A 20402-nucleotide genomic window follows, 5' to 3' on the forward strand; every position below is an offset into this window, starting at 1 on the left:
GAGGAAATAATCATGAAATGTATTAATACAACGGATGCGGTAGGTCATGTGCTCTGCCATGATATTACAAGAATTGTGAAGGATGTGGTAAAGGACACAGCATTCCGGAAAGGACATATTGTGTCAGAGGAGGATATTCCGGTTCTGCTGTCCCTCGGAAAGGATCACCTCTATGTATGGGAGAAGGATGAAAACACTCTCCATGAAAATGAGGCAGCGGAGATCCTGAAAAATGTCTGTATCAATGAGCATATGCATCCAACGGATGTAAAAGAAGGAAAGATCGAACTGGTGGCAGACTGCGATGGTCTGTTTCGGGTGGATGTGCCGAGGCTGGATACGATCAATGAGATTGACGAGGTGATGATTGCCACCCGGCATACCAATACAGCAGTGAAAAAAGGAGACCGTCTTCTTGGTACCCGCGTCATTCCTCTGGTCATTGCAAAAGAGAAAATGGAACGGGTCAAAGAGGCAGCAGGTGAAAAACCGCTGGTTTCCCTGACTCCCTTTAAACCAATGAAAGCGGGCATCGTTACCACCGGAAATGAAGTTTATTATGGAAGAATCAAAGATACCTTTACACCAGTCATTATCGAAAAACTGGCAGCTTACGGCATCGAAGTCTGCGGATATGTTCTTTGCGACGACAATATGGAGCGCATTACCGATGCGATTCTGAAACTGAAGGAAGAAGGTGCCGATCTCATTCTCTGCACCGGCGGCATGAGCGTGGATCCGGATGACCGGACACCGGGTGCTATTAAAAATACCGGTGCAAGAATCGTATCCTACGGTGCACCGGTACTTCCTGGAGCTATGTTCCTGCTGGCTTATTTTGAAGATGGAACACCTGTTCTTGGCTTGCCCGGTTGTGTCATGTATGCCAAAGCCACAATCTTCGATCTGGTCCTGCCCCGCATTGCGGCAGGCGTAGAGATCACAAAGAAAGAACTGGCCCATATGGGAAATGGAGGCTTCTGCCTGGGATGTAAGCCCTGCCATTACCCGAATTGTGGGTTTGGAAAGGGAATATAGAAAAACAGGAACTGGCGTGGGACTATTTTCATATAGACCCACGTCAAAAGTTTAATTAAAGCGAAATGGAGGTCTTTTTCTGCTCCAGGGCAAATCCAATCAGTTGATCTGTGTAATCAGCCATAAATAAAGGAATGTTCAGGAGATCATCGTCCAGTTTGAGGTTATCCAGTGAGAAGCGGACACGAAGTTTGATCTGATCCGGAAATAATTCTTTAAATTTTTTCAGGCTTCTGCTGGTTGTATTATTCTCGGATTTTACTTCAATTGGGAAAATATCATTTTCGCGTTGAATAAGAAAATTGCTCCAGTAGCGAGGTGCGACTTCAAACTGTGTAGTTAAAGTCTGAAGAACGTAATTTTCTGTTAATGCTCCTTTGAATTCGGTGAAAAGGCGGTTTCCATCGCCGAAAGCGGTGGGAGCCAGCTGTGCCAGGCGACGAAGTAATCCAACATCGACTAAATATAATTTAAAGGCAGATAAATCATCATAAGCAGCAATAGGAAGACGCGGAGCACTGCTTCGATAGACTTTATGGACTAATCGGCATCTACTAACCATTGTAAAGCATCCTCGTATTCCCGGGCTCTGGCTCCTTCTTTGACAACTTTATAAAGAAATTTTTTGTTTTCTTTTGCGAGCTGAGAAGGAATGGATTTCCAGATCATGGAGATCTTTGGAAATTCATGTGTATCCGGATGTTTCGCAAAATCTCTTTCATAGGCATTGATGATTCCGGATAAGGCATCCTGCATGGCAGAAACATCCCGGGCCTCGGTCCACATTAATACAGACTCCGGCATTCCACCGGTAATGTAGTACATTTTTAATTTCTCATAGAGCGGATTAAAAAATGCATCTGGAATTGGTTCAATTGTATTTATGCTGTCAAGATATTTAACAAGATTTTCATCACCATTGGCAATCAGAAATTCCATGAAAGTCATGGGATCAATCTGCATAAAATTGACTTTGCCAACAGGGAAAGAAGATGGTTTTGCCAGAGCGATACCCAATAAAGACCCGGCGCAGGCAATGTGGTATTGCGGAGCATTTTCACAAAAGTATTTCAGAGAATTAATTACTTTAGGACAGTCCTGTATTTTATCAAAAATGATCAAAGTCTTTTCCGAGACAATTTTTTCACTGATATTGCTGATATTGTAGAAACTGATTGCAGAAAAGTGAAAACTGTTTTGAACGCACGATTTTTTGTTTACTTGGAAGTTGATGAGTGCTATACTTGAAAATAGAGAAATTATACCCATGGGAAGGTTGTTTTTAAGCAGGAGGCAGAGGCGATGGCAGTATCATATAACAAGTTGTTCAAGCTGTTGATAGACAAGAAAATGAAGAAGAAAGAGCTGTGCGAGCTTGCCGGAGTCAGCGCAAGTACCATTGGAAAAATGGGGCGCGGAGAACCTGTTTCCGTTGAAATGGTAGAAAGAGTTTGTCTTGCATTAGAATGCACTCCAAATGATGTTCTGGAGTTTTACCGAGATGATAAAAAGCAGTAAACCAAAGGAGAAAACGTGATGATAGATTTTGCGCCTGGCATGAGAACCATCATTCGTGACGAGGAATGGATGGTCAAAAAAATTGAAACGAATAATCTTGGAAACAAGACTTTATACTGCGTTGGTGTTTCTCCGTTGGTTAAGGATAGAGAAGCGATTTTCTTTACGGATTTGGAAAAAATTCAAATCGTTGATCCTGCGGAAGTTAAATTAGTTGCGGATGCTTCACCGTTCTACAAGCGAGCACTATTATATTTAGAAAGTCAATGGCGTCAGCAAATTCCTACTGATGCCAATTTACATATTGGCCATAAAGCGGCGATGGACTTGATGCCATATCAGCTTGATCCCGCAAAGCTTGCCCTGCAACGCCCGAGACAGAGAATTCTTATTGCGGACACCGTAGGTCTCGGTAAAACTTTGGAGGCAGGCATTTTGATGTCCGAGCTAATTGCTCGTGGCAAAGGTAAAAGAATACTGGTTGTTACCGTTAAGAGTATGATGACGCAGTTTCAGAAAGAAATGTGGAACCGCTTCACCATTCCTTTGGTGCGCCTTGATTCTAACCGGATTCAAAAAATTCGTGCCAACTTACCATCGAATTATAATCCGTTTTTCTATTATGATAAGACGATTGTATCCATCGACACTCTAAAGAGAGATGTTGAATACCGCACTCATCTGGAAAATGCATATTGGGACATTATTGTAATCGATGAAGCTCAGAACGTTGCAGAACGTGGAGATCATCAGGCGCAGCGTTCTCGTCTTGCAAAGCTGCTTGCAGATCGTAGCGACACAATGATAATGCTGTCAGCAACTCCTCATGACGGTAGAGCAAAGAGCTTTGCATCCTTGATGAATATGCTCGACCCAACCGCGATTGCAGACCCACAAAACTATACCCCAGAAGATATTAAAGGACTTTGCATTCGTCGTTTTAAGAAAGATGTCAAAGATCAAGTCAGTGGTTCGTTCTTAGAAAGAAAAATCACACTTGAGCGTTGCGATGCATCTGCAAAGGAAGAATACGCTTTTGATATTTTTACTGAAATGCAACTGGAGATGGATCTGGGTAAAACCAAAGGTACAGGTCAGCTGTTTAAGACCAGCTTGGAAAAATCTTTGTTCTCCAGTCCGGCAGCTTGTATCAAGAGTATCGAAGCGCGCTTGAAGAAACTATATAAAAAATATACTGCAGATGACATCAAAGATATTCACCTGCTTGAAAACCTGAAAACTGCGCTGGAGGCAATTACTCCGGCAGATTTTACACGCTATCAGAAACTCCTTGATCTCCTCAAAAGTAAAGAATACGCTTGGAATCCAGCAGATAGCGGTGACCGTATTGTTATCTTTACTGAGCGTATCGAAACCATGAAGTATCTTGCCGAAAGACTTCGCCAAGATCTTGGACTGAAGGCAAACGCCATTCAGGAGATTTCCGGTGGGATGAGCGACGCTGAACAGCAACGCATTGTTGAGGATTTTGGCCGAACGGAATCTTCGGTTCGTGTTTTGGTTGCATCTGATGTTGCATCTGAAGGCTTGAATCTTCACTACTTGAGTCATCGGTTGATTCATTTCGACATTCCTTGGTCTTTGATGGTGTTCCAACAAAGAAATGGTAGAATCGACAGATATGGCCAACAGAAGCGCCCTGATATTCGCTATATGCTCATTGAAAGTGATAACAAACGTATCAAGGGCGATATGCGCATCATCGAAATCTTGATTACTAAAGAGGAGCAGGCTCTGAAAAATATAGGCGATCCTTCTCTGTTGCTCGGTAAGTTTACCATCGAAGATGAAGAGCTTGTTGTAGCTGAAACCATCGAATCCGGTTCGGATTCAGATGTCTTTGAACAAACATTGGATGCTGGTGAAGATGATTTTGATCCATTTGAAGCGTTGATGGCCGCAGCTGGTAAAGAGGAAGATGAGGACGAGAAAAAATCTGAGATTGTTTCAGACGAAACCTTGTTCTCGGATATAGATTATTTGTATCAGGCACTCACATATCTAAATCAGACAGAGAATCATCCGGTTGAAAGACTGAAAACAGTTTCCGGTTTGGATATAAGACTGACTCCAGATATGGAGCGACGTTTGAAAGCGCTTGTCCCAGAAGAAGCACTTCCGCAGGGAGAAACTCTCCGTGTTTCTGATGATAAAGCCTTCTGCATGGAACAGATGAGAAGCAGTATGCAGAAAAATATGGATGAGGCTGCATGGCCGACTACTCAGTATTTGTGGAAACTCCACCCCGTTCTTAGTTGGGTTAATGACAAAGCAAGTTTGCTGTTTAAGAGAGATGAAGCTCCTGTCCTTGGGGTTTCTGGAGCGTTAAAGGCTGGCGAAAGCATTTATGTTGTAACCGGCAGTATGCCGAATCTGAAGTCAACTCCTTTGGTTGATGAATGGTTTGGCTTGCTGTACCAAGATGGCAAATTCGTTAAGGTGCTATCTATGAATGAAGTGGTACAGAAAACAGGATTGAGTAATTCCCGGATTCCGAATACGAATTGCATAGGTGAAGATGAAATTTCTGCCGCAAGTTCTTTGCTGCGTGATGTAGTTTCCCAAGCAAAAATGCATTTGGACGAACATTACAAGAGGTACCAGACGGAAATGAGTCCGTTGCTGGATGAAGAAGTTGATAAGCTGATTGAGCTTCAAGAGAAGCATAAAGAATACTACCAGCTGACCCTGTTTGAGCATGAGCGAAAGTTGAAAGAGCAGGAGCGCCGGGTAGATGAACTCTTTGATCAGTTTATGAGCTGGGTGAAAGAAACTTTGACAATACAGAACAACCCGTACATCAGAGTTGTATCTGTGCTGATGGGGGTATCGCAATGAGCATAGATTTAACAGGTATCACCAATAAAAACGAATACTATACCAACCATTATTTTTCCACTGTGTTTGAAGAAAACACGAGTGCTACTATCAGTGATTGGAATGCAGCTGCAAGAGAGTCCGAAGAAATCAAAACTCCCTGGTCGCTTCTGCGTCAGAACGCCCGACAGTATTATACAGCACATGATAAATTTGTCCGTTCTTCTGTTAACTTACAGGTGCTTGCAAATATCAAGGCGCTTGCAGGTAGTTATCTGAAATCGTTGGGCTATCCGGAAGCAAAGCCAGAAGTTGTGGCAGTGGACGATTCTCTGTCGGTTCCGGTTTATCTTGAAATGACAAAGAGCAATGGCGCACCATTGCTGTGGGTATTGTTATCAGCATCTAAAGAATCGGATGCGGGCATTATGGAGAGCTTTGTGTTCAATGCCGACGATGTGGACGACGATGCTGCCGGTACACTTTACAAGGGCATTTTGGGCGAGATGGCAAACGAGGACTTGGTTACAAAAATTCTCTTTGGCACAGCTGAACCCCCTCGTTTTATTATGCTGATTGGCATGAATCAGATCGCTCTTATCGACCGCAACAAGTGGAACGAAAAGCGCTATCTTCAGTTTGAACTTGAGGAGATTTTTTCTCGACTGGAAAACACGACTTTGCAGGCAATGTCTGTCCTGCTTCATAAGGATTCTCTTTGCCCTGATGATGGAAAAGTTCTTTTGGATGAGTTGGATGAACAGAGCCAGAAGAATGCTTCCGGCGTATCGCAAGACTTGAAGTACGCCCTTCGTGAAAGTATTGAGTTGCTCGGTAACGAAGTCCTTTACGATATGAAGGCACGCCTTGGTCGTGATCTTGATGCAAACCCTGTAGATGCCGGACAGTTGACTTTAGAGTGTCTGCGCTATATGTATCGTATGCTGTTTGTGCTTTTTATTGAGTCCAGGCCGGAACTTGGCTATGCACCGATTAAAGCACAGAGCTATTACTCCGGATATTCTCTGGAAAGTTTGCGAGATATTGCGGATAACATCCGTGATGATGCAAATGAAGTTGGTGATGGCTATTACCTGCATGAAACTTTGGCAAAACTCTATGAGCTGATTTATGAAGGCTATCCGAAAACGGAGGATGAGCTGAAACAAGCGACAGGTTCCGATAGCCTGCACGATATGTTCCTGATTGCTCCGCTGAAGGCACATATCTTCGATCCGGAATATACCAAGATGATTACTGCGGCCAAGCTGAGAAACAGCTGTATGCTGCGTATCATCGACCTTATGAGCTTGACAAGGGCTACGGGCAGAAAAAATGGTCGCCGTGGCCGTATTTCCTATGCAAATCTGGGCATCAACCAGATGGGCGCAGTGTACGAGGCGCTTCTTTCCTATCGAGGATTTATTGCCGAACATGACCTCTATGAAGTAAAGAGAGCCGGTGACAGCTTTAACGAACTGGATGTTGGATACTTTGTATCTGAATCTGAGCTTGACCAATATACCGAAGATGAGCGTGTCCGTTATGAATCTGGTGAAAAAGCGGGCAAGCTCCGTATGTATGAAAAAGGCACTTTCATTTATCGTCTGGCAGGTAGAGAGCGAGAGAAATCTGCATCTTACTATACACCAGAGGTTTTGACCAAGTGTCTGGTTAAGTATGCCCTGAAGGAGCTTCTTGAAGGAAAAACTGCGGACGAAATTCTCAAGCTGACCATTTGCGAGCCTGCTATGGGTAGTGCAGCGTTCTTGAACGAAGCGATCAATCAGCTGGCAGAAGCCTATATCTCCCGCAAGGAGAAAGAAACCGGCGAGATCATCAGCTATGAAAAGAGATTTAATGAATTACAGAAGGTCAAGATGTTCATTGCCGACCGCAATGTTTATGGCATTGACCTGAACCCTGTGGCTGTTGAGCTGGCAGAGGTTTCCCTGTGGCTGAACACCATTTATGAGGGTGGCTTTGTGCCCTGGTTTGGCACGCAGCTGGTGAACGGAAATTCCCTGATCGGTGCAAGGCGGCAGGTGTATCGCATTGAAAATACACAATCCACCTCTAAGGGGGTGCGTTGGTATGAGATGGAGCCTGATCGGGTACCGTTGGGAACAAAACGTATGCCGAAAAAGCAGGTTTATCATTTCCTACTTGGTGATCCGGGAATGTGCAGCTATTCCGATAAAGTAATCAAGCAGTTGGAGCCTGCAAACATCAAGGAGATGAAAGACTGGAACAAGAAGTTTACCAGTCCTGTCACTGACGATGAGGTTCTTACTCTGCTGCGACTCTCTGCGGTAATCGATGAGCTTTGGGAGGCGCAAATTCAACTGCGCAAGGAAGTGGGCACTAAAACACAGGACTCCCTCTCTGTCTTTGGCTATACCGATGATGCAGAGGATTCGCATACTACGATTCGCCAGAAGGACAAGATCTTCAGTGAACTCTATAAGAGCGAACACATGAGAAATGCCGGTCCCTATGCCCGACTGAAGTTTGCGATGGACTATTGGTGTGCGCTGTGGTTCTGGCCGATTGACAAAGCGGATCTGCTTCCTACCAGAAGTGAGTTCTTGTTTGATATGTCCTTGATTCTTGAAGGAACTATGGCATCTGTAAATGTTACCGATTCTGTTAAGGGTGGTCAGCTTTCTCTGTTCCCGACGAAAATGGAACAGATGGCAATGGATATTATCGACACTTACGGTACGGATACCATTGTAGATATTCCTCGTCTGCGTAAGGAAAATCCGAGACTGGATCTGGCTGCAAGAATTGCGGAACAGAACAAGTTTATGCATTGGGAGCTTGAATTTGCAGACTTGTTTTCAGAGCGTGGCGGGTTTGACCTGATTATTGGTAATCCGCCTTGGATAAGAGTTGAATGGAATGAGCAAGGAGTCCTATCAGACCATCACCCGATCTTTGCTGTGAAAAAAATGACAGCGGCAAATACAACTGATAAACGCATTGAAGTACTATCCAATGAAGTGACTCGTGAAACTTATTTTTCTGAATATGAATCCATATCTGGGTGTCAAAACTTCTTAAATGCGTTACAAAATTATCCTGAACTAGTAGGAATGAAAGCTAATCTATACAAGTGTTTTCTTCCACAATCTTGGATGTATAGTAACGAATGTAGTGTAAACGCATTTGTTCACCCTGAGGGCGTCTATGACGACCCGAAGGGTGGTCCACTGATGGTGTCTTTCGACACCATCAGTAATCTCTACGATGCTAAGAGCATCGTAGAGTGTTACGAGGGAGAGCAATCAAATCCGATTCCCGGAATAAAGGATGATAAAGGAAATTGGAACATTATAGGACACCCGAGTAGAATTGTTCATGTTACAAAGAAAGAGTTGCAGATTTTTGCAAAAGTTTTTGATGGAAGCAACGACTGGAAAAAATCGAAACTTCCCTCACTTCATGTTAGGGAACAGATGGAAGTTTTGTGTCAATTTTCAAACTGTAAGAAGACCCTTGCCACATACGAACATAATGTATATTCTACTACCTGCTGGAATGAAACAAATGCTCAAAATGACGGTACATTGATTGCTGATGTGCAGTTTCCGAGCAGTGCTTCCTCGGCATTGTTTGTTGGCGCTTACTGTGGCTTAGCGAATCCTATTTTCCAAACCGCTCGTAGCAATTATCGAGTTAATAGCGACTATGATGCCGTTGATCTAACGGGAATTCATGATGATTATTTACCTAGAGCAAAGTACCAGCGGTTTTGTTCAAAAGAAGAGTACTACGACAGACTTCCAACAACGCCATGGGGGAATAAATGCAATGAATACTATATGCTTACAAATAGAGAGTTTGTAGGAACAATGTCTGAACGCACATTAGTATCATGTATTCTCCCAAAAGGAAGTACATTCATATATACGCTTTTTGGTATTGTTATGCCAGAGGAGAAACAGATGGTGTGCCTGAATGCTACCGAAAACAGTTTGCCATTTGACTTTTTCATCAAGGTTCTAGGAAAAACGCATATCAACTATGGCGTGAATATGTTGCTCCCGCTACTACCGGTTGAGGGCAATCAAAAGATTATACTTCGTAGTTTAATGCTAAATTGCCTTACAAAACATTACTCGTCCTTGTGGAAAAACTGCTGGAATGAGAAATATCAACTTGATTCTTGGGCGAAGCAAGATTCTCGTCTTGATAATACTCACTTTGCAAAACTTACTCCACAATGGACTTGGGACACGCCCCTCCGTACCGACTATGAGCGTCGTCAGGCGCTGGTCGAAATTGACGTGCTGACAGCAATGGCTCTGGGCATGACATTACAGCAGCTGAAAACAATCTATCGCATTCAGTTCCCAGTTTTGCAAAGCTATGAAGCGGATACTTGGTACGATGCCAACGGTCGAATTACCTTTACCAACAACCGTAGCCTAGTGGGGGTTGGTTTCGACCGGAAAGAGTTTGAGCTGAACATGAAGGATGCACCTGCCGGGAAGAAGTTCTATCGCACTATTATGGACGACACCATGCCCGGCGGCCCTGTGGAGCGCACCATTGAGTATGTTGCCCCCTTTGACCGCTGTGACCGTGAACAAGACTACGAAACCGCATGGAAGTTCTTTGAGGAGAAGTACGGAGACACTCAATAATCGTCCGTTACTTTATTCAGAAGAGCGGAATGTCTGAAATATATTGGTATGAAGCATTTTGACATCTCTGCCATCTGAGTATAGAACAGAGAATGAGATACAGATATTCGATGTGCCTGGAAAGGAGAAAAATGTACGATTTATCATCAAAGTTCAACACTTTTTACAGTTCATATGTTGTTTTGCCACAGAGTGAGCAGAGCAGTCTGTATCATAAAAAAGACTTAAATCTTCAGCGTCTAAAGGATGGCTTGAAGGAATATAACGTTGAATACAAAACTTCATATTCAATAGTTGAGGATTGTGTTCAAGGTAGTGTGGCAATGTCAACGGTCGTTCAAAATGAAGAATCCGATTATGATATAGATGATGCCATTGTTTTAGATAAGTCGGATTTAGGCGATAAGGGTACTCAATCTACAAGAAATATGGTTGCAAATGCTCTTCGTCGAAAAACAAAACAATTTAATGCAGAGCCTGAAGTAAAGACTAGTTGTGTTCGAGTGAAATATGCCGATGGCTACCATATCGACTTTGCTGTTTATAGGCGTTCTTATGATTCCGTCAATGAAGAATGGATTTATGAACACGCAGGTTCAGAATGGACATCAAGAGAACTAAGGGGATTGACAGATTGGTTTAAGACCCAGAACGACAATTCAAATGGAAAATTGAGAAAAGTTGTTCGTCTATCCAAGATGTTTTGTAAATCGAGATCTTCTTGGAAAAATATGCCGAGCGGATTGCTTCAAACTGTCTTATGCGACGAAACGCTGCAAGACTCCTACGATCGAATTGACGAGTTGTTTTATTACACCATGAAAGAAATTGTCAATCGAATTGAAGAAAGTACATCTGTTGTTGCACCGGTCGATAATGGGCGAGATTTAACTCCGCGACAGAGTGACAAACAGAAAATGACGAACTGGAAGAATCGACTAAAAAGCAAACTTGCTGACTTAGATATTCTTTTCAGTGAAGACTGCACCCAGGCAGATGCTATTCAGGCATGGTATGGCTTCTTCAACCATGAGTTCTGGAATGAAAACGCAACAAAGTCCGAATATAACACATTGCAGTCCTTCAAGAAGTCGGTATGTTCTTTTGTGGATAACGAGCAATTTATTGAAGAGATGTTCCCGGTCAATCAAGTGTATTCGTGTAGAATCTCGTGCATTGTAAGTGGGAACGGTTGGCGACCGAAGCCGATTGGGGAATTCTTATCACTCCTCAAGCGGTATTTGCCACACAATTTTGAAATTCGTTGCACAATGGAATACACAAATTGCCCTCCGCCATACAAGGTTTTCTGGAAGGTTAAAAATGTAGGTGTTGAAGCGGAGAAACGAAATATGCTCCGTGGAGAAATCTATGAGAAAGGGAATTCTATAGTGGAACATAGCAACTTTTTCGGTAAGCATTATATCGAGTGCTACATAGTTAAGAATGGTGTATGTGTTGCAAAAGATAAAGTTGACATCCCGATTGGAAAGGTGTAATGCTGTGAAGATTTTAAAAAGTGTAGGATTACTTTCCTTATCACTTATTATGATGGGAATAATTGTGTTGTTTGAGGTCATGGACTGGCCTGTTGGAAGTAGCATTGCCGGTATTGTACTTGGCTTTTCGCTCCCTGCATTATTTGCATCATTCCAGGATCTTTTTGATACAACAGACTGGAAGGTTTCACAAAGGAAGTTGGTTCGTGGTGGTTTTCTTAAGAAAGATACACCGGTGCGCATTTCATTTGCATATTTGTTTAGAATTAAAATAGGTGGTAAATACCTTTTGGTGCGCAACGCTCGTGGAACAGGAAAATTTCAGCCTGTCGGAGGCGTCTACAAGCTTTTGGGAGACGAGAAAACCGAACTTAAAAACTTGTATCAGGTTATGGATGATGACAAAATTTCGATTGATGAATCGTCAAGAAATGATTATAGGCTTAGACTGGCAAATCAACATTTGAGAAAATTTGTAAAACGGTTTGACAATGGAGCCTCTAGAGAGCAGCTTCATGATTTGAGCCGAGAATTCAGAGAAGAAATGGTTGACACTGCCTTAGTAAATTGGAATGAGATTTCTTATAGAGTTTGCGGCAGACATATTAGCAAACTTGAATATGGGAAGCATTTTCAAATATACGAGCTTTTACTTGCTGATATTGTAGAGTTGATACCCACCAAGGATCAAGAAAAAGATTTGGAATTGCTTATGCAGAAGCAATCCGATCAATACATCTTTGCAACATCTGCGGAAATCCAAGCATTAGGTATCAACACTGATGTAGGTAAACTTAGTGAAACCATTGCGGATCATTCTACCAAGATAATAGAGGAAAATGAAGGTGCGTTGATTCATATTCCAGAACATGGAAAGATCTATAGAACTGCCGTATAACACATGGAATTCTTAGATAGTACAAAGGAGGATTGCAGTATGTTACCATCCATACTCGCTAAACAATTACAGAAAGGCATCGGAGATTACATAGAAACCACATTCCCGATGACCAACGAACCGTTCAAAGGTTCCGTAGAGAAAATGCTGGCGAATAAAGGCTCTGTTTATCATGAACCTTATGTTGCTGTGCGCCTTCCGTTTCGTGTTGCAGCGGAAATGCCAACTTGTTTTGAAGCAATTCATCCTGCATATCTTCCTTATGTGCATCAGCAAAAAGCTTTTGAGCGACTGACCGGAGATGATGGTAGATCCACGTTAGTTGCAACGGGTACTGGTTCTGGTAAAACCGAGTGCTTCCTCTATCCAATTCTGGAGTATTGCTATCAGCACCGTGGCGAGCGAGGAATAAAAGCACTTATTATTTATCCGATGAATGCCTTGGCAACGGATCAGGCGAAACGTATAGCGGAGCTGATCTATGGAAGTGATGAACTCCGTGGAAATGTGACTGTCGGGATGTATGTTGGTGGACAAGAGCATACGCCCGCCCGTACTATGAGTGAACATGGCGTTATTACAGACCACGAAACCATGCTGAACAACGCGCCGGATATTCTGATGACCAACTATAAAATGCTGGACTATCTGCTGGTGCGTCCGAAAGATGCTCTCTTGTGGCAGGATAATGAGCCTGAGACTCTGAAATATATCGCAGTCGATGAGCTGCATACATTCGATGGTGCACAAGGCACAGATTTGGCTTGTTTGCTTCGTCGTTTGAAACGGCGCTTGGGCATCTATGATGGATACCTGTGCTGCGTCGGTACATCTGCAACGATGGGCTCAAAGGAAAACAATAGCAATATTCTGAACTACGCAGAAGAAATCTTTGGTGAGCCGTTTGACAAGGACGCAATTATCACAGAAGACCGTTTGAGTGCGCAAGAATTCTTTGCGGGAGCCGAAGTGACGGAATTTACGTTGCCAACAGTAGAGCAGGCGATAGAGCTGGAAAAATTGTCTGAGGAAGATGAGCCTTCGGCCTACTTGCAGAGCGCGGTAAAAGATTGGCTCCCGAATTTTTCTTTTGATGTCCTTGACGATGAAGGCAGAATCCAGCTTGGATACGAATTGATGCATCACAGTTTCATGCAATCGGTTATCAATCTGACCGGCGGTACATATTATCAGGTTTCTAAAATAGCAGAAGATTTGACGACCCATTACCCGGACTTGAAAACCCTGCCTGATGCAGCTGTAGTTATCAATTCCCTCTTTGCTTTGATTTCTCACGCAAGAACGGGAAAGGTGGGAAAGCTACGTCCTTTTTTGAATGTTCAGGTTCAGCTTTGGATGAGGGAACTTCGTCGCTTAGTTGCGAAAATAGACCCAAATGAAATTACTTATGAAATCGTTCACGATCTGAATAAACAACAGGCAAAGCAGTATCTTCCTGTTGTAAACTGTCGTGATTGTGGTATTACAGGTTGGGTATCCGTACTCAATGAACGTAGCAATGCCACCATGACAAATCTGGAATTGTTCTATAATCTATATTTCCGTGCGGACGAAAAAATCGTGATGATGTTTCCTCATTCTCACGATGAACGTGTTTTTGGTATGATTCCTGCAAGAATTTGCCCCGATTGTCTGCAAGTAAAACTTGGTGAGGATGGAACCGATGAGTGCGTCAACTGCGGTGCCGAAATGGTTGATGTTATGATTCCCAATCCAATCAGGACTTCTGGCACTAAGAATCACAAGCAATACGTTTGTCCCTGCTGTGGCAGTCGTCGTGGCCTGTCGTTGATGGGTCTTCGTAGCGCAACAGAAATTAGCGCAAGCATTTCTCAAATGTTTGCGTCCAAGTTTAATGATGATAAAAAGACGTTGGCATTCTCTGATAATGTCCAGGATGCTGCGCACAGAGCAGGATTTTTCAACTCAAGGACATGGCGTTTTGGACTTAGAACTGCTATTCAAAAATACTGTACTGAAATAGGTTCTGGGAAAAACCTTGCGGATTTTCAGAATGGTTTTATTAAGTATTGGCATGAGCGCATGACCGATGAGCAGTTTGTAAGCTTCTTTATTGCTCCTAATCTGACTTGGAAGCAAGCCTATGAAGATATGGTTGAGAAGCGCAGCTTGGGCAAGGATAAGCAGGCACAAATTTTGGTATATGAAGTAGAGCAACGCATTAAATACGAAATCATGCTTGAATTTGGTCTTGCCGGTAACATTGGGCGAACGCTTGAAAAGTCTAATTGCTCTGTTATTTCTTTTGTTACGGAAGATATTGTTCGGATTGCTGATGCCGTACAGGAAAGGACAATCAACGAACTTGGGGTGCTGACCGCTGAAAACTCGGATTCGTTCAAACGCATGGTTATCGGATACTTGAATCTAATGCGCAAAAATGGTGCCTTTGAGAGGATAAAGTGTTCGATGAATATACCATAGGTGAGGGCAATGGTTATATGTTGTCAAACGACAGAAATCGTTGGCTGCCCGGCCGTCAGTCGGGTCGAAATACACCGCGCTTTATTGCTGAGCATATTGGCAATGGTCGCTCATCTTTTGAGTTTGACTCACCTTCTGCTAATAAGTATGTGGACTGGATCGCTTCCTGCTGTAACGAAGTGCTGGTAGATGACAGCACTTTTCGGGCAATCAGTAAATTTATTTTGGATGAAGCAGTGAAGCAAAATGTAATATCTCTGGTTCCTTCTTCGGTCAATTATAAGATCTACGGACTAAATAAGGAACATGTCTTTATCACGGATGATGTGATGCAGATGCGTTGTGATAAATGTGGTTCTGTATATGCTGTTGCAGCAGAAAATGCAGAGCTTTGGATTGGTGCGCCTTGCCAAAGGACTACCTGTGGCGGTTTTCTCGAAGAATATGAGACAGGCGAAATAAATTATTATGGCCGTCTTTACAGTGCTGGTGATTTGGTTCGTATTAACGCAAGGGAACACACGGGTTTGTTAGAGCGCCCCAATAGAGAGCAGCTCGAAATGGATTTTAAGCGCAGTAAGGATACTCAGGAGATTTGGGACCCCAATGTATTATCGTGTACTCCGACCTTGGAAATGGGTATTGATATTGGTGACTTGTCTACTGTCATTTTGTGTAGTATGCCGCCAGCTCAGAGCCAATTCTTACAGAGGGCAGGTCGAGCAGGCCGTAAGGATGGTAATGCACTGACCTTGGCTGTTGCGAATGCAAGACCCCACGATTTATATTTCTATTCTGATCCGTTGGATATGATTGCCGGCGAGGTCACTCCACCTAAAATATTCCTTCGAGCATCTGCTGTTTTGGAAAGGCAGTTTGTAGCTTTCTGCATGGATTCTTGGGTTAAAAAGGGAATTCCTGATGGCGCTATTCCTGATAAAGTTGGTATTGTTCTGAAAAAATTGGATGTCCGCCCGGATGATATGTTCCCGTTTAACTTCTTGAATTATGTACAAAGCACGTTATCTCGTCAGTTAAACTCTTTCATGCAGATGTTTGCAGCGTACCTTGATGATAGTGCAAGAGAAGAGTTGCAAATGTTTGCCAGAGGAAAAGCAGCTAATGACAGTCCTATGTATGTCAAAATTCTGGATGCATTCGGGGATTTGAAAAAACAACAGGATGCATTGAGAACAAGCGTTGATGCCCTAAAAGCGATGATTCGTGATCTTGAAGATAAACCTAAAGATAGTTCCTATGATGAGGAAATCAAAGAACTAAAGCGTGAAGAAGCAGCGTTGCTTACGGTTCTTCAAGAAATTGGCAAGAAAAATATCTTTAATTTCCTGTCTGACGAGGGATTGCTTCCGAATTACGCTTTCCCAGAAGCTGGTATTATTCTGCGAGCGGTGCTCTATCGTAAGGAGGATGAAGAAACACCAGCTCAGAAGAAAAAATACGAGAAGATGGTCTATGAATATAGTCGCGGCGCTTCCTCCGCTATTAGCGAATTTGCTCCCAATAATAGCTTTTATGTTGACGGTCGTAAGCTGACCATAGATCAGGTTGATTTGACAACCGCTCAGGCCGCAAGATGGAGACTTTGTCCGAATTGTTCTCATGCTCAGATTGAGGAAATGGGCAAGAATACATCGGCTTGCCCTCAGTGCGGCAGTTCTGCCTGGGCTGATGCTGGACAGGTTAGAACCATGCTGAAGGTTCAAATGGTCTATTCTAACATGGACTATACTAAGAGCCTAATTAACGATGAAAGCGATGATCGAAATAATATTTTCTATTGCAAGCAACTCTTGGTTGATGTAGATGAGGATCATGATATTTCCAGCGCATATCGTATGGACAACGAGGATTTTCCGTTTGGATATGAGTTCGTTCGAAAAGCAACTCTGCGTGAAATTAACTTTGGTGAGAGTGACATGACTGGTGAAAAATTGTCCGTGTCCGGTGTCGAAGAAGTACGCAAGGGCTTTAGAATCTGTAAATATTGCGGCAAAATCCAACCTGAAAACGGAAAAGCCAACCATAGCTTTGCCTGCAAGACAAGAAAGATGCCCACTTTAATGCAGGCTGACGCTTATGAAGAATGTCTGTTCCTGTACCGTGAGTTCAGCACAGAAATTCTCCGACTTCTTGTTCCAGCGACTACAATGGATTCTTCCTCTGTAAAAATGGAATCGTTTGTGGCTGCATTTATGTTAGGTATGAAAGAGTATTTCGGTAATGTTGATCATCTAAGGGCAACTGTCAGTGAAGTCCCTGTTCCCGATGCAGATTATCGAAAGCAGTATCTTGTTATTTATGATTCTGTTCCGGGTGGTACGGGTTATCTGAAACAGTTGATGCATGAAAAGAACGCTCTGATTGAAATTTTTGAAAAGGCACTTCATGTAATGGAGAATTGCTCCTGCAAGGATGACCCGCAGAAGGATGGATGTTACCATTGCTTATACGCCTATCGCCAGAGTCAGCAGATAGGTAACATTTCAAGGACTACGGCTATCAGAATTATGAAATCGATTCTTTCTGGTAAAGATAATGTTCAGAAGATTGATAAGATTAATGATATTCCTGTCAATCCGTTGTTTGATAGCGAATTAGAACAGCGCTTTATGGAAGCAATTCGCACCAAGGTCGGTACTGCCAATGTAAGTGACACAATCCGCAATGGCAAACATAGTTATTATGTGAAGATAGAGGACTTGGCTTGGGAAATCGAGCCTCAGGTTCTGCTGGATGTTGGCTCAAGTGTTTCAGTATCTTGTAAGCCGGATTTTGTGTTCTGGCCGGTTTCCGCACCAGATCACAAGCCTGTGGCCGTATTTACAGATGGTTTTCTATATCACAAAGACATCGTTTCTGATGATACAATTAAGCGAGAAGCTATTCGCAGAAGTGGCAATTTCCGTATTTGGTCACTAAGCTTTAAGGATGTTCAAAGTGTATTTGCACCACAGGGCGATTTCTATACAACAACACTTGAAGCAGAAAAAATGCCTTCTGGAAAGACGATGTATCAGAATATGATTAAGAAACAAAAAGCAGATGTCATTGAACCGGCAAAGTTATCTTCCTTCGATTTGTTGCTGGAATATCTTAAACTACCTGATGCAGAGATCGTTTTTAAAGGACAAGCATACGCATATTCTCTGTCCTTGTTGGAACCTGCTTTGATGAAGAACAATCTTGCTTTCAATAATTGGGAGACAATTGTAAAAGCTGTAAATGACCAGACACACTTTACTAATGCTGATTTCGTGTTTCCTGGAACCATATTCGGTATCTGGATTCCGAGAACTTCTAATGCGCATCTGGCAATTTATTCTGCTATCCTTGCATCTGAACTTAAAGCGAAGGGTGCTGTTGCTGTTTGCGCTGTTCTCAATGATGAAAAGGATCGGAGAACAGACAAATATGAGCAGGAGTGGAATGGGTTTTGGAGATTCTGTAACTTGATGCAATTCTCGGATGAGTTTATAGCGGTATCATCTGTAGGCATGAGCCACATGGATTACCTCGCACTGCCAGTTGCAATAAATGCTGATTCTGATATCGTTGCGCCTGTAGCCGCGGTTGATGATGCTTGGAATGCAATTAAGGAGCTTCTGTTCGATGATGATGCAAAAGCATTTGTCGAGATCGCAAAAGACGCTGGCGTACCGGCCCCGGATGAAGATAACATTGGTTACGAAGTTGAAGGCGATGATGGAGAAGTGGTTGCTACTGTTGAAATTGCATGGCCTGATAGACGAATTGGTTTTATGACTGCTGAACAAGCTGAAGATAAGGAGAAACTCGAAAAATTGGGATGGAGAATCCTGAATTTGCTGGATGCGACGAATATGGATGTCGCAAGCTATTTTGGAGGTGATAACCAATGACAGATAATGTTAAAGTGGCAATCTCATCGGATTTTTTAACAGCATTTGCTCGTCTTCCGAGACAAGTACAAGGTAAAGTAACGGAGTTCGTAAATAAGTTCCGAAACAATCCGATGTCTCCTGGCATTAACTATGAGAAACTCAATTCGGGAATAGATAAGAAAATTTTTTCTGTTCGTATTGATGATACTTATCGTGGTATTGTTGTTCGTCAGCAAGAAGCTGGAGTCTATCTACTTTTGTGGGTAGATCACCATGACGAAGCGTATCAATGGGCTGCTCGTAAACGATGCGAAGTCAACCCTAAAACAGGTGCAATTCAGGTGTTTGATGTTCAAACTGTAGTAGAACAGGTATCTGCACCTGAAAAAGTTGCTCTATTTGCCCTTGCAAACATCGCTTGACAAGGGCACACAGAGAAAAACAACTGAAAATGAGCTGCCAAGCCTTACACAATGCACCGCCTAATAGGACATAGGCGGTGTTTTTGTATGCAGACAGCGTTTTCTCTGTGTGCCGATATGGGCCAGCCGTGCGGCGTGGCCTAAATTCTTGTTGAGGAGGTTATTCGTGTCATGGCAGAAGAAAACAAGCATCCCCCTACCACGGAGGAACAGGCCCCGCCTGAAATGTCGGGAAAGGCCCCGGAAATGGAGCAGGTCGAGATCCCTGATGTGGGCGGCGGCCCCGCTCCGTCCGCAAAGGTGATTGACCTTTCCGCTGTGCGTTCCACGCCGGAAAAGGACGCTCCGCCAGACATCCCCAAGGAGCCGGAAGCCCCGTCCGTTTCCGTCACCGAGTACAGCAAGCGGGAATGGGAAAAGCCCATGCCGGAGCCGGAGAAGCCCAAGCCCAAACGGGGCCGCCCTGCAAAAGCTGAAAAAGCCGCTCCCACCGAGCCGGGAGCCAAGAAAGAGGTAAAAGCGGAAAAGCCCCGCCGTGGCCGTCCGCCCAAAACGGAAAAGACAGCCCCGGAGCAGACCAAGCCGCCCAAGGCTGGCAAAACCCATGCAGCCCCCGAGGAAAAGGCAGCACCTCCGGCCCCGGAAGTGCCGCCTACGCCCCGTGACGCTACCCGCGCCGAGAAAGAGGAAATCGTCTATCTTGACCTTTCCGACCTGCACCCGTTCAAGGATCATCCTTTCGGTGTCCGTGACGATGCGGAAATGAAATCTCTGGTGGAGAGCGTCCGCAACGGCGGCGTCAACCAGCCTGCGCTGGTGCGTCCCCGCGAGGGCGGCGGCTATGAGATCATCGCGGGCCACCGCCGCCAGATGGCCAGCCAGCTTGCAGGGTATCGCAATATGCCCTGTATCGTCCGCAATATGACGGATGATGAGGCTATTCTCGCTATGACGGATGACAATCTCCGTCAGCGCGAAACGATTTTGCCCAGCGAAAAGGCTATGTCCCTGAAAATGCAGTATGAGGCCATCAAGCATCAGGGGGCGCGCGGCGACAGCGCCGAGGCCGGAAAGCTCTCACTTGAAAGCGTGGGCCAACGCAACGGCATGAGCGTGAAAACCGTACAGCGGTATATCTGGCTCAATGACCTTGTGCCGGAGTTGAAGCAGACGATGGATGACGGAAAGTT

10 protein-coding genes and 1 pseudogene are annotated in these 20402 nt (G+C 43.8%); 10 read left to right on the top strand and 1 reads right to left on the bottom strand.

Annotation, left to right across the window (positions count from 1 at the left end; all coding sequences use genetic code 11):
• Positions 1–12: 12 nt before the first annotated feature.
• A complete protein-coding gene (locus ACZMB2_RS11295) occupies positions 13–1038 on the top strand; it encodes a molybdopterin-binding protein (protein WP_487596833.1) in 1026 nt (341 codons plus the stop codon).
• A 55-nt stretch (positions 1039–1093) separates the two neighbouring features.
• Here the strand turns inward: ACZMB2_RS11295 and ACZMB2_RS11300 are convergent.
• Positions 1094–2307: pseudogene (locus tag ACZMB2_RS11300) on the bottom strand (ATP-binding protein).
• Between the two features lie 33 nt (positions 2308–2340).
• Between ACZMB2_RS11300 and ACZMB2_RS11305 the strand changes: the two are divergent.
• From ACZMB2_RS11305 to ACZMB2_RS11345, 9 genes are all read left to right on the top strand, one after another.
• Positions 2341–2556 carry a helix-turn-helix domain-containing protein gene (locus ACZMB2_RS11305; RefSeq protein WP_118763037.1) on the top strand — a complete coding sequence of 72 codons (216 nt, stop codon included), beginning with the start codon at positions 2341–2343 and terminating at the stop codon, positions 2554–2556.
• Between the two features lie 18 nt (positions 2557–2574).
• Positions 2575–5415: a DEAD/DEAH box helicase gene (locus ACZMB2_RS11310; RefSeq protein ID WP_487596834.1), complete on the top strand. Its 2841-nt coding sequence runs from the start codon at positions 2575–2577 to the stop codon at positions 5413–5415.
• A complete protein-coding gene (locus tag ACZMB2_RS11315) occupies positions 5412–10046 on the top strand; it encodes an Eco57I restriction-modification methylase domain-containing protein (protein ID WP_487596835.1) in 4635 nt (1544 codons plus the stop codon). Before ACZMB2_RS11310 ends, ACZMB2_RS11315 begins: the two co-directional genes overlap by 4 nt.
• 131 nt (positions 10047–10177) lie before the next feature.
• Complete coding sequence (locus ACZMB2_RS11320) at positions 10178–11545, top strand: nucleotide-binding domain-containing protein (protein WP_487596836.1); 1368 nt, start codon at positions 10178–10180, stop codon at positions 11543–11545.
• A 4-nt stretch (positions 11546–11549) separates the two neighbouring features.
• A complete protein-coding gene (locus ACZMB2_RS11325) occupies positions 11550–12443 on the top strand; it encodes an SMODS-associated NUDIX domain-containing protein (protein ID WP_487596837.1) in 894 nt (297 codons plus the stop codon).
• Positions 12444–12482: 39 nt separating this feature from the next.
• Complete coding sequence (locus ACZMB2_RS11330) at positions 12483–14909, top strand: DEAD/DEAH box helicase (RefSeq protein WP_487596838.1); 2427 nt, start codon at positions 12483–12485, stop codon at positions 14907–14909.
• Positions 14888–18808: an MrfA Zn-binding domain-containing protein gene (locus tag ACZMB2_RS11335; RefSeq protein ID WP_487596839.1), complete on the top strand. Its 3921-nt coding sequence runs from the start codon at positions 14888–14890 to the stop codon at positions 18806–18808. Before ACZMB2_RS11330 ends, ACZMB2_RS11335 begins: the two co-directional genes overlap by 22 nt.
• Positions 18805–19212: a type II toxin-antitoxin system RelE family toxin gene (locus ACZMB2_RS11340; RefSeq protein WP_487596840.1), complete on the top strand. Its 408-nt coding sequence runs from the start codon at positions 18805–18807 to the stop codon at positions 19210–19212. Before ACZMB2_RS11335 ends, ACZMB2_RS11340 begins: the two co-directional genes overlap by 4 nt.
• A gap of 171 nt (positions 19213–19383) precedes the next feature.
• Positions 19384–20402: ParB N-terminal domain-containing protein (locus ACZMB2_RS11345; protein ID WP_487596841.1), on the top strand; the 1019-nt coding region annotated here is incomplete at its 3' end.

This window comes from Hominiventricola sp., from assembly GCF_057604405.1.